Annotated in this window: 12 protein-coding genes; 6 read left to right on the plus strand and 6 right to left on the minus strand. The window is 40.9% G+C overall.

The features are described from left to right. Position 1 precedes the first annotated feature (1 nt). Positions 2-2,395 (plus strand): penicillin-binding protein 1C, encoded by a 2,394-nt coding sequence (gene pbpC, locus AQ505_RS14215; RefSeq protein ID WP_062548791.1) that lies wholly within the window; start codon positions 2-4, stop codon positions 2,393-2,395. Here pbpC and AQ505_RS14220 read toward each other — a convergent pair. The 3 genes from AQ505_RS14220 to AQ505_RS14230 all read right to left on the minus strand — a co-directional run bounded on the left by AQ505_RS14220 (position 2,392) and on the right by AQ505_RS14230 (position 4,802). After that, positions 2,392-3,081, minus strand: coding sequence for a lysoplasmalogenase (locus AQ505_RS14220; RefSeq protein ID WP_062548792.1), 690 nt, complete (start codon positions 3,079-3,081; stop codon positions 2,392-2,394). The two genes, pbpC and AQ505_RS14220, sit on opposite strands and share 4 nt — an antisense overlap. Continuing rightward, entirely contained in the window at positions 3,056-4,282 is a 1,227-nt protein-coding gene (locus AQ505_RS14225) for a sterol desaturase family protein (protein WP_062548793.1), read from the minus strand. The genes AQ505_RS14220 and AQ505_RS14225 overlap by 26 nt, the downstream gene beginning before the upstream one ends. Positions 4,283-4,493: 211 nt before the next feature. Next, positions 4,494-4,802: an RNA recognition motif domain-containing protein gene (locus tag AQ505_RS14230; RefSeq protein WP_062548794.1), complete on the minus strand. Its 309-nt coding sequence runs from the start codon at positions 4,800-4,802 to the stop codon at positions 4,494-4,496. 414 nt (positions 4,803-5,216) lie between these two features. On the opposite strand from AQ505_RS14230, the gene AQ505_RS14235 reads away from it, so the two are divergent. Beyond that, positions 5,217-5,612, plus strand: coding sequence for a sensor histidine kinase (locus tag AQ505_RS14235; RefSeq protein WP_197286186.1), 396 nt, complete (start codon positions 5,217-5,219; stop codon positions 5,610-5,612). On the opposite strand, the gene AQ505_RS14240 is transcribed toward AQ505_RS14235, so the two are convergent. Continuing rightward, positions 5,604-6,455 (minus strand): dienelactone hydrolase family protein, encoded by an 852-nt coding sequence (locus tag AQ505_RS14240; protein WP_062548796.1) that lies wholly within the window; start codon positions 6,453-6,455, stop codon positions 5,604-5,606. The two genes, AQ505_RS14235 and AQ505_RS14240, sit on opposite strands and share 9 nt — an antisense overlap. Before the next feature lie 229 nt (positions 6,456-6,684). Here AQ505_RS14240 and AQ505_RS14245 point away from each other — a divergent pair, with 229 nt between their 5' ends. Then, positions 6,685-7,335 (plus strand): hypothetical protein, encoded by a 651-nt coding sequence (locus AQ505_RS14245; protein ID WP_082461823.1) that lies wholly within the window; start codon positions 6,685-6,687, stop codon positions 7,333-7,335. Between the two features lie 59 nt (positions 7,336-7,394). On the opposite strand, the gene AQ505_RS14250 is transcribed toward AQ505_RS14245, so the two are convergent. Both AQ505_RS14250 and AQ505_RS14255 read right to left on the minus strand, forming a co-directional pair. Further along, entirely contained in the window at positions 7,395-7,667 is a 273-nt protein-coding gene (locus AQ505_RS14250; RefSeq protein WP_062548798.1) for a hypothetical protein, read from the minus strand. A 96-nt stretch (positions 7,668-7,763) separates the two neighbouring features. Next, the gene (locus AQ505_RS14255) at positions 7,764-8,102 is read right to left on the minus strand and encodes a hypothetical protein (protein ID WP_157262371.1); all 339 of its coding nucleotides are present in this window, start codon (positions 8,100-8,102) and stop codon (positions 7,764-7,766) included. 445 nt (positions 8,103-8,547) lie between these two features. On the opposite strand from AQ505_RS14255, the gene spt reads away from it, so the two are divergent. Genes spt through AQ505_RS14275 form a run of 3 tightly spaced genes read left to right on the plus strand, consistent with a single transcriptional unit; the run spans position 8,548 to position 11,857 of the window. After that, positions 8,548-9,753, plus strand: coding sequence for a serine palmitoyltransferase (gene spt / locus AQ505_RS14265; protein ID WP_062548801.1), 1,206 nt, complete (start codon positions 8,548-8,550; stop codon positions 9,751-9,753). Next, positions 9,750-10,871, plus strand: coding sequence for a hypothetical protein (locus tag AQ505_RS14270; protein WP_062548802.1), 1,122 nt, complete (start codon positions 9,750-9,752; stop codon positions 10,869-10,871). Before spt ends, AQ505_RS14270 begins: the two co-directional genes overlap by 4 nt. Next, positions 10,868-11,857 carry an NAD-dependent epimerase/dehydratase family protein gene (locus tag AQ505_RS14275; RefSeq protein WP_062548803.1) on the plus strand — a complete coding sequence of 330 codons (990 nt, stop codon included), beginning with the start codon at positions 10,868-10,870 and terminating at the stop codon, positions 11,855-11,857. The genes AQ505_RS14270 and AQ505_RS14275 overlap by 4 nt, the downstream gene beginning before the upstream one ends. The last annotated feature ends 15 nt before the right edge of the window (positions 11,858-11,872 follow it).

The raw sequence follows: 11,872 nt of genomic DNA on the forward strand, positions 1-11,872 counted from the left end.
AATGTTTAAAAAATTAGTTTACGAACCAAAACTATTCATCAGCGACTTGCTTTGCTTGTTTCTGCTGCTCTGGTTTTGGTTCCTTTTGCCTTCAAAATTATTTTTAAGTCCCACTTCTTATGTGGTTGAAGCCTCCAATGGCGAGTTGTTAAGTGCGGCTATTGCAAAGGATGGCCAATGGCGATTTCCGGTTGCAGACACCATTCCTGTAAAATTTCAGCAGTGTATTGTCGCTTTTGAAGACCAGCGGTTTTATCAGCATCCCGGTGTGGATATTCTGGCGATGGCCAGAGCCATGCAGCAGAATTTTAAAGCCAAAGCAGTGCTGAGCGGTGGCAGCACCTTAACGATGCAGGTGATCCGTTTGTCCAGAAGAGAAAGCAGAACGGTATGGCAGAAAATAGTGGAAGTGGTCATGGCTGCCCGACTGGAATTCAGCAACTCAAAAGAAGATATTTTAAAACTTTATGCCGCCAATGCTCCTTTTGGAAGCAATGTGGTTGGATTGGATGCGGCGGCCTGGCGTTATTTTGCCCGAAGTCCGGAAAGTTTATCCTGGGGAGAAATGGCTACCCTGGCCGTGCTTCCAAATAGTCCTTCTTTAGTTCATCCAGGTAAAAACTCCGTTAAACTCATCAAAAAGAGAAATGACCTGCTGGATAAACTGGCAGCATTAAAAATCATTGATCAGGAGACCGCCAATCTTTCAAAATTAGAACCTATTCCTGGAAAACCATTGGCATTACCGCAAAATGCACCCCATCTTTTGCAGCGATTTAAAGTAGAAAGAGCCCAGCTGGAAATCCCAGTCACACGGATCACTTCCACGCTGGATTACAACCTGCAATTGAAAGTCAGCAACCTGCTCAAACGCTATCAAAACAAGTATCAGGCCAACGACATCCATAATATTGCAGCACTGGTCCTGAACGTAAAGACAGGTACAGTTCAAAGTTATGTAGGCAATATCTATCAGCCGGAGCATAAAGAACTGCAAAGCCATGTAGACATGATTAAAGCGCCTAGAAGTCCGGGCAGTACGCTGAAACCTTTACTTTATGCAAGTATGCTGAACGACGGCTTTATTTTACCGCGTACCTTAATTCCTGATATTCCTACGCAGATCAATGGCTACTCACCTCAAAATTATGATTTGGGCTATGATGGTGCCATTCCAGCAGATCGGGCCCTGAGTCGGTCCTTAAATATCCCGGCAGTTAAAATGCTGCAAAACTACAAGTATCAGCGCTTTTATGACCAGCTGAAAAAGCTCGGTATAAAAACGTTGAATAAACCCGCAGACCATTACGGCCTGTCTATCATCCTTGGCGGAAGTGAGGTCACGATGTGGGATCTTGCTAAAACCTATATGGGCATGGCCAGGACTTTAAATCATTTTAATGAGTACCAGGGGCGCTATAACCCACAAGACTACGACGCACCAGTATATATTAAGCAAACGGCAGCAAAGCCCCGTTTGGCCCAGGAAGATGCTCAAATCAATGGAATATTAGATTATGCTTCGATCTGGAATACTTTTAATGCCATGGAGGAGCTGATGAGACCTGGGGAAGAAGGACTTTGGGAGCAGTTTTCTTCTTCGCAAAGAGTAGCCTGGAAAACGGGCACCAGCGTTGGTTCCAGAGATGCCTGGGCCGTTGGCCTGACCCCTGGTTATGTGGTTTGCGTCTGGGTAGGTAATGCCGATGGTGAAGGCAGACCTGGTTTAACTGGTGTAGATATTGCGGCGCCGGTTTTATTCGATATTTTCAGGGAACTTCCCAATGAGAAATGGTTTACCACGCCTAAACATCAACTGCGTAAAATGCGGGTTTGTAAACAAAGTGGTTATAAGGCCGGAGAATATTGCAGGGAGGTCATAGAAGAATTGGTGCCGCCGGCAGCGGAAAAGACCAGCATTTGTCCTTACCATAAGCTAATCCATCTGGACAGAACGGGTGCTTACCGCGTTACAGATGAGTGTGAGTCGACGGCCATGATGCAGCATCAGCCTTGGTTTATCCTTCCTCCTGCCATGGAATACTACTACAAGGTGAAACACAGTGATTACAAACTACTGCCTGCCTTTATGCCTGGATGTGGAGATGCGGGAAGTAATTTTGTGATGGAAATGATTTATCCTAAGCCAAATGCGCAGATTTACATTCCCCTGGAGTTAGATGGTACCAGAGGTAAGGTGGTGTTCAACGTTTCTCACCGCAGTACCAACGCAAAAATTTACTGGCACATTGATGAGGAGTATGTGGGTACAACGAAGAATTTTCACCAGCTGGCATTGAATCCGGCGCCAGGGAAACACACCCTGACGCTTGTTGACGAAGCTGGGGAAAGACTGGTACAGTCCTTTACGATCCTCAGCAAAGAAAAAGATTAATCGTGCTGGCGTAGTTTTCTTTCGATACCACCCATGGTAATCAGGTACTGCGCGATCATATAAGTGGCCATAATTAAAACCCCTGCAAAGTCAAAGCCTTTCACAAACTTATTGTAAGCAAGACTGGCATCAGAGATCAGGAAAAACAAGGCTCCGAAAAGGATCAGGTTAAAACTAATGATGTTCACTCTTTGATTTCTGAAAGCGGCCATCATCATCATTAAACTAATCACAAAGGTATACACCATGACTGGCAGCTTCATGCTGCCTAAATGTGGTCTTAAATAGAAATAGAAAGCAATACTAAAAGTTGCGCATAAGATAATAGCCAGCCTCGCTCCTTTTTTATCCAGCTCCTGTGCAGAGCGGAAGTCGAGGTAGAATGCGCTGATATAAAAGATATGACCTAATAAAAAAGCGATTAAACCATAGATGAAATAGTTTGGACTTTGCCAGGCAAACATCAGTAAAACATCTCCTGCCAAAGCGAAAAAAAGACCGGTAAACAGGCGTTTGTGGAAACGGCCCTGCAAATTGGTACTCAGATACAGCATCACCATTAGGGAAATGACGATACACGGTTTAATTAAATACCTTAATGCGGTAATTTGTTGGAATTCTGCGATGAGCTGTAAAATAAAGATCAGCGCAAATAAGAGGTTAAATTTCAGGTATTTCTTCAGCATTATTGTTCTTTTTTTCAAGGTTAAAAAACCAGACTGCCGAGCAGATATTCAGACCAGCAAGGATGACCTGATATCCGATAGGGAAATCTTGAAGCAAAACTATCAAAATCCCCATTACCAGACGAGCATATTCGAATTTTACCTGCCATTTCTTTTCTTCGAGCAAGGCGGTGCAGCTGAGTAAGGTTAAGATGACGTAAATGACGCCGGTTCCCACTGCGATGGCGGGCAATTTATGATATAAAAATAGAATAGGTATGGCCGCGATCAGGCCTATTATAAATTGGAAAAGCACATAAGGCACCAGTCTTTTCTGATACAGCGGATTGTATTTCTGATAGCGAACAGGGTCTATTTCCGGTGCGCCTTTAAAGCCTCCCAGATGCGCCGGGAACCAGCCAGGAGGTTTGATAAATACATTGATCTTATCGACCCATCTCGGGCTTTTGCTGGCCGTATTCCAGAGTTCATCCCAATAATGAACATTTGCCCATAAAGGGTTCCAGCTGGCAAGTGGAGTGGTAATCCCATAATACACCTCCTCTTCTTCTTTTTGAAAAGTCCCAAACAGCCGATCCCAGATGATCAGGGTACCTGCATGATTCTTATCGATATATTTAGGATTAGAGCCATGATGTACCCGGTGGTGTGATGGCGTATTCAGAATATATTCCAATGGCCCCATATTTTTAATGAGTCTGGTATGAATCCAGAATTGATACAGCGTATTAAAAGCACTTAGTGTCAGGAACATTAAAGGTTCAAAACCCAGGAATGCCAAAGGCAAGTAGAATACCCAGGAAAACCATCCCTGAAACCAGGATTGTCTCAGTGCAACCGTTAAATTATACTCTTCTGATTGATGATGAACGATATGTGCTGCCCATAATGCATTCACCTGATGACTCATCCGGTGGAACCAATAATAAAAGAAATCCACTCCGATAAATAAAAGAATCCAAACCCAGATGGTTTGCGGCAGATCAAACATGCGCCAATGCTCATAGATATACATGTAGCCAAAAAACAGGGCCGTTTTCATAAAGATCCCGGTGAGCTGCTGCCCTATCCCCTGGCTCAGATTAGAAATGGAATCATTGAGGCGGTAATAGTCCAGCTTTTTATAAAACGACCAGGCGAGTTCAATTCCAATCAGAATGAAAAACGCAGGGACAGACAATGCTATATAATCTACTTTCATATACCTAATTTAATAAAATAGACGATAAAAGCTTTACTGTTAAGGCAATACTGAGCAACTAATTATAAACCGAGCGTTTATTTTGGTTAAGAAGGGAATGGATGATTTTAGTTTGGGAAAAAAACAGGGAATATAATTTGCATTATATTCCCTGTCCTAATATGGATACCTCTAAAAATAGAGTTTATAAACTATAAAAAGAAAAAAGCTATTAATAGCTTTTCTCTGTACGGTTATTGCGTTTAAAGCCACCACCGCCTCCAGCGCCACCAGTACCTGGTTTCTCTTGAGCTTCAGCAACTTTAATTCTATTACCATTATAATCGCCACCGTTCATGCGTTTGATTGCTTCTTTTGCCTCTTCTTCTACTGGCATTTCCACAAAACCAAACCCACGACTCTGACCAGTTTCGCGATCTTTGATAATTCTAAGTGATTTTACTTGACCGAAATCACCAAAAACGGCTGTTAATTCATCTTCCCCTACTTCTAACGGAAGGCCTGTAATAAATATCTTCATTAATGTTTAAAAATTTGCACAAAGTTAAGCATTTTTAGCTTAAATTCCAATGCTAGTGTCAGTTATAAGTATAATTATCTAATTACTTTTCAAACAGCTAATCCTTATTTTTTGTTTTAAACGGCCTTCTGATTTTAGAAAAATAACTGGATTTATAGCGTTCATGACACTGAAATGAAGATTCTGAAAAGTCAACCTACTCATAATGTGTGTAGAAGAAGATTTTTTCCAAACCAAAAAAAATGCATTTAATTTTTGAATGTTAAATACTTTAGTTAATCTTAGCCCTCAAATTGAAGCTGATTTCTTTTCAATCATATGCAATTTTGCAGGCCTCCGCTCCTTGGTTTTTGCTTAATTATAGGCATTTTCCTCGCTTATCTCTCTGCTCATGCCCAGATTTCTGCTCAAAAAATGACTATTTATACCCTGCAGCAGCCGACTCTCTATCAGATCAATATTTCTGAGAAAACTGCACTGGAATATGTAGTCATTGGTTTTGAATCCAGCAGAGATTATCCGCTTGCACTGCTCAACAACCTCTACCGGATCATTCAGGAATTACTGAACAACATCATAAAACATGCTGGAGCATCCAATGCTTACCTTGAGTTGGTTGCAGAGCAGGGTCAGCTGCGCATTATTGTAGATGACAACGGAAAGGGATTTGACAGCAGTTTAGCGATGCGCTCCTCTGGTATTGGCCTGGAGAATATCCGGGCCAAACTTTCGCTGTATAATGGGGAAATGGAAATCACAAGAAAACCTGAACATGGCACCCTTGTAGTTATCCGGATCCCTTTATCCTAAATCTTTCTTAAACAGTCCTATTGTTCTCTCCCAGGCCAGCTTTGCTGCGGCCTCATTATACCTTGTTGGGGAAGTATCGTTGTTAAAAGCATGATTCACGCCTTCATATATGAACAATTGATAATGGATGTGGTTTTCTTTCAGTGCCGCTTCAAATTCAGGAATCCCAGCATTGATTCTTTCATCTAAGCCTGCGTAATGCAGCATGAGGTCTGCTTTGATCATTGGAACATCAGCAGTCTTTGCCTGGGTACCATAATAAGCAACAGCGGCTTGAAGCGTTGGGTCGTTTACGGCTAATTTATTGGCCATCCCTCCACCCCAGCAAAAGCCAACACAGCCAACTTTTCCATTTCCATCCGGGTGTTTTCTTAAATAATCCAAGCCATAAAGGTAATTTTGAAGGTTATCTTCCGGGTTGAGCTGCCCGATCAGGTCTCTGGCTTTATCTTCGTCCGCAGGAGTGCCCCCAAAAGGAGACAATGCGTCTACTCCTAGTGCTAAAAAACCTTCAGCAGCGACTCTTTTAGTGACCGCTATGGTGTGTGGATTAAGGCCGCGGTTTTCATGAATCACCAGTACCGCTCCTAAGTTCTTTTTACCTCTTGGTTGCGCTAAAAAGCCCTTCATATCGCCCTTAACACCCTTGTAAGTGATATTTTCTGTGCTCAGGTTATCCTCGTTGACCATTGCAGCAGCGGCATAGTTGTTTTCCAGCAGAGGAAGAACGCTCAGTGCAAGGGCCGTACTCCCTGTTAAAAGTGCTAGTTTTTTTAGAAAATCTTTCCTGTTGATGCCGCTATGTGTGTATTGATCGTAAAGGTTGATAATTCTTTGATCCATGGTGATTTATTTTATGTAAGTAAAACTAAATCCAATATAGGTTTTTTCTTGGTTTAAAAACGTTATTTAAAGCGTAAAAATGGCATTATTACACTGGTCCTTAGAAAATTAATGAAAATATCCTATGCTTTTCGTAGAACTTGTCTGTATAAATATTTAAATTGGTTTAATGTTTGTATCTCCCTGTAGATCAATCTTAATTATTAACCTCGTATCAAAAAAAGAAACCATGAAAAAAGTACTTTCACTATTAACCATGCTGAGCTTCTGTGTAAGTTTAAGTATGGCTCAAACTGCAGTTCCTGCCACAACTGCTAAACAAAAAGCTAAAAAAGAAGTAAGTTCTACTGCCGCTGAATCAAAAGCAGCAGCGGCGGCGGCGAAGAAAGAAGCAGCAGCAGCTAAAAAAGCAGCTAAAGCGGATGCGGCAACAGCAGCAGCTGCTGGAACTAAAATGAAAAAAGACGGCACCCCTGATAAGCGTTATTCAGCAGCGGCAAAAACAACTGCAGCAGAAACAAAAGCGGCAGCAGTGACTAAAAAAGATGCTGCGGTAAAAACAGTAACTGCAAGCACACCAGGACTGAAAAAAGACGGTACTCCCGATAAACGTTATAAAGCAGCAGCAACGACCGCTGCAGCAGCTCCGGCAACGGCAGCAGCGACTACTAAAGCAGCACAGGCTAAAGCGGCCACTGCGGTAAAAGATTACAAGCCTACCGTAGACAGAAGCCTTAAAGGACCAAATGGAGAAGAAATTTTAACAGGTCCAAGAGGTGGGAAATACTATATCAACAAAAACGGAAATAAAACCTATGTAAAAAAGAAGGTTAATCCGAAGGGTTTATTGCTAAACCCAAAATCAGAAGCGATCGTGTAAAAAATCATCTTTTACGCGATCGCTTTTTTATTGCAGAGCAGCAGTTTTCAGCTCGCCTGTTAACCAGGAGTTAACCGGGCTTTGTATCGTTTTTCTATTGAATTTCCATTGATCTGCTTTTGCTGTTGTTTTGCTTCAGATAAAACCATAGCAAGTAAAAGGCAAAACAGGAGCAAAACAATAGCAAAACAGATAGGCTTGAAAAGCCGTTCAGTATTCGCTGTATTCCCAGCTGAAATCAGGATTATTTTTAGACGAACTGAAAGGCTTACAAATGAGGTGATGGGATTTTCTGTTTTTAGAACAGCTGATGGCGAAATAATTATTTCCACCTAAGATTTTATATTTCCCGCTTAAAATGGAGACACAAAAAAGGCTGTCATCATGTTTATGATACAGCCTGTCTTTTTGCTTGTAATCGGGTGGAATTAACCTACGCGGTAAACGTTGAATTTATCATTTCTAACGGGTTGCCCTTTAATGTGTAAGGATTCCCCTTTATCATTTCTGGTGGCTTTGATTACAAAGGGCTCTTCTGATTGCTGTGCGGCTTCATAAGCCAGTTTTAATCTATCGATATAAGTATCGGCATCTACTCTCCATTTTTCATCTTTATACATGAAGTAGGCAAAGACGTTCCTGGTTTTTCCTTTTAATTTCCCATCTAGTCTAATGTGGGCAATATTAGCTTGCTTTAAAGGCTCAACAGCCTGCTTATAAAAATCAGTGAAATTTTCGAACGTTGGTATAACATTAATAGTGCTCATGTAATCTTTTTTTCCAAAAATACATAAAATCTTTTGATCAGGTAGAAACCCGGTCATTTATACGGGATATTATTCGATCCAAACGCTTAAATTAGGTTTTTATGATGTTTAGCCCTAACTAAGTTTTGTTTTTTGGTATCAATATTGTATCCTTGCTTGCAAATCATAAAGCAGCAGACAGTTTATTCGTGGCCCAAAATCACATAATTTATAAGAAAATTGTAATTTTTGTTTTAAAAAGTAATATATTCAAACTTGTAGGACCTCAAGTTTTGTTTTCTGTGTTTATGATCTTAGCTTTGGGAAGTTTTTCATTATTTGACAAATTTGTCAAATTGAACAGACGACTTTACGGGAGAAATTATTAAATACAGAGCTAATGATTTTTCGAACAAACCGACAAACATCAACAAAAAGCTCCGTGATCTAAACATACAGTACTAGCATGCGCAAAAAATTACACGATAGGATAGCCGCTTTTAAAGACGCTACAGCAATCAAGGAAAGAGGCTTATACCCTTATTTCCGAGCCATTGAATCAGGACAAGATACAGAAGTGGTTATTGATGGAAAAAAGGTGTTGATGTTTGGCTCCAACTCCTATCTGGGACTAACTAATCACCCAAAAATTAAAGAAGCTTCAAAAGCTGCAATTGATAAATATGGAACTGGCTGTGCTGGTTCAAGATTCCTGAACGGTACATTAGATATTCACATTGAACTGGAAAGACGACTTGCTGCTTATGTGGGTAAGGAAGCTGCCGTACTTTTTAGTACTGGATTCCAGGTAAACCTTGGGGTCATCTCTTGCCTGCTGGACAGGAATGATTACCTGATTTTGGATGAGTATGACCACGCTTCTATCATTGATGGCAGCCGTCTTTCTTTTTCAAGATCTATTAAATACGCCCATAATGACATGGACGATCTTCGTAAGAAATTAAGCCGCTTACCAGAAGATGCCGCAAAACTTATTGTTGCTGACGGTATTTTCAGTATGGAAGGTGACTTAGTAAAATTACCGGAAATCGTTAAAATTGCCGAAGAATTTGGTGCAAATATCATGATGGATGATGCACACAGTTTAGGTGTAATTGGTGTTAATGGTTCAGGAACTGCTTCACATTTCGGCTTAACTGATCAGGTAGACCTGATTATGGGTACTTTCAGTAAATCATTAGCTTCTCTTGGTGGTTTCATCGCCGGTACAGAAGAAACGATTGAATATGTGAAACACAGAGCACGTTCACTGATGTTCAGCGCAAGTATGCCTCCTTCGGCAGTAGCGAGTGTCATCGCAGCTTTAGATATTATTGAAGCCGAACCTGAGCGTATTGACCAATTGTGGGCAAATACGAACTATGCTAAAAAACTATTACTAGAAGCTGGATTTGACATCGGTCATACCGATAGTCCAATCATTCCGGTATACATCAGAGATAACGACAAAACTTTCATGATCACCAATATTCTAAGCAATAACGGAATTTTTGTGAACCCTGTAGTTTCTCCTGCTGTACCTTCAGATGCTTCATTGATTAGGTTCTCATTGATGGCGACACATACTTTTGCTCAGATTGAAGAAGCGGTAGAGAAAATCGCCCTTGCAGCTAAAGAAGTGCAACTCACCCCATCTCAAGTAGCTATATGAAAAACATCGTTGCTGTAAACGACAAGAAACAACTGGCATCTTTTATTGATTTTCCGCACGACTTGTATAAAAATGACTCGAACTATGTTCCTGAACTTTTTATCGCACAACAGGATATGCTTACCCCAGGTAAGCATCCTTTTCATGAGCATTCTACTTTACAGCTTTTTCTGGCTTATGAGGGGGATACAATCGTTGGAAGAATTGCCGCTATTCAAAATAACAACCACAATAATATCAATAAAACAACCGAAGGTCATTTTGGCTTTTTCGATTGCATAAATGACCAGGAGACTGCTCAGCTATTGGTAGATGCCGCTGCGAAATGGCTTAAAGAAAGAAATATGACCAGCATGATTGGTCCGGTTAATTTCTCTACCAATGACATTTGTGCTTTGTTAATTGAAGGTTTTGATGGCCCTCCAGTGGCCATGATGCCTTATAATGCCCCCTATTATCAGCAATTGCTGGAAAATACGGGTTTAGCAAAAAAGGTAGACTTAAGGGCTTATAAATTCATTGCCGGTGATTATAATGACCGTTCGTTAAAACTGACCGAAGCGATTCGTGAGCGCTTGAAACGCAATAACATCATCATCAGAAAAATCAATATGAACGATTTTTGGAATGAGGTGGTGAAAGTACGCGAGGTATATAATGGGGCATGGGATCACAATACCGGTTTCGTTCCGGCCACAGATAAGGAATTTCATTATCTGGCAAAGGATTTGAAAATGATTGTAGATCCAGATTTTATCTATGTTGCAGAACAGGAAGGTAAAATGGTGGGAATTTCTTTATCTATTCCGGACATTAACCAGGCGTTGATTAAAATCAAAAGAGGCCGTTTACTGCCATTTGGTATTTTCAAATTGTTATGGTACAAACGCAAAATTAAAGGATTGCGGATCATGGCTTTAGGCGTGTTAGATGGTTACCGTAAAATGGGCATCGAAGCTTGTCTTTACGGATTGACCATTAAAACCTTCCAGGAAAAGAAATTTGACTATGCAGAAGCTTCCTGGACCCTAGAGCACAACACCATGGTCAACAGTGCGATTGAGCAAATCAATGGTAAGCTTTACAGAAAATACAGGATTTTCGAAAAATCAATATGATAAAAAAGGTATTAATTACCGGTGCAACAGGATTCGTGGGCTATCATTTGATAGAAAAAGCATTAGGAGCCGGACTGGAAGTGCATGCAGCAGTCCGTCCGAGTACTGATAAATCTCATTTGAAAGATTTTGACATCCAATACACTACTTTGGATTATACTTCCGTAGATCGACTTAAAATCGCTTTAGAAGCGCAGCAATACCACTACATCATTCATGCTGCGGGAATTACCAAAGCAAAGACCCGGGAAGCTTACAATAAAGTGAATGCAGAATTTTCCAGAAACCTGGCAATTGCAGCAAGTACTGCGAATATTGACCTGCATAAGTTTGTATTTGTGAGCAGTTTGGCGGCAATAGGTCCTTTAACAGACTTATCAGCCGAAATCCAAGACCATTCTCCCGGTCAGCCGGTGACTAATTATGGTGCCAGCAAGCTACTGGCAGAACAGTATTTGTCGGAGATCTCCAACCTCCCTTTGCTGGTGATTCGTCCAACAGCAGTCTACGGACCAAGGGAAAAAGACCTGTTCATCTTGTTTAATACGATTAACAAGGGCTTAGAGCCACATATTGGAAGTTTTAAGCAGCAGCTGAGCTTCATTTATGTAAAAGACCTGGCCTCGGTGATTGTCAAGGCGCTTTCTTCTCCACTGATTGGAAAAAGCTATAATGTTTCTGACGGCCATATATATGATCGCTATGCTTTGGCAGAGGTGATAAAAAAAGTCTTGAACAAGAAAACGTTAAAATTTCATTTGCCGGTTGCTGTTGTAGCTTTTATGGCGAATATGATGGATATTTTCTATGCGGGGAGCAAAAACACCCCAACTTTAAACAAAGAGAAAATGGCCGAGCTTACTGCCATTAACTGGGCATGTAATATCGGCCATTTAAAAGCTGATTTGGGGTTTGAACCCATCTATAACCTTGAAAAAGGAATAATAGAAACCGTCAGCTGGTATAAAAATAATAACTGGTTATAGTTTTATACAGTGGTA

It is taken from the genome of Pedobacter sp. PACM 27299, from assembly GCF_001412655.1.
GTDB lineage: Bacteria > Bacteroidota > Bacteroidia > Sphingobacteriales > Sphingobacteriaceae > Pedobacter.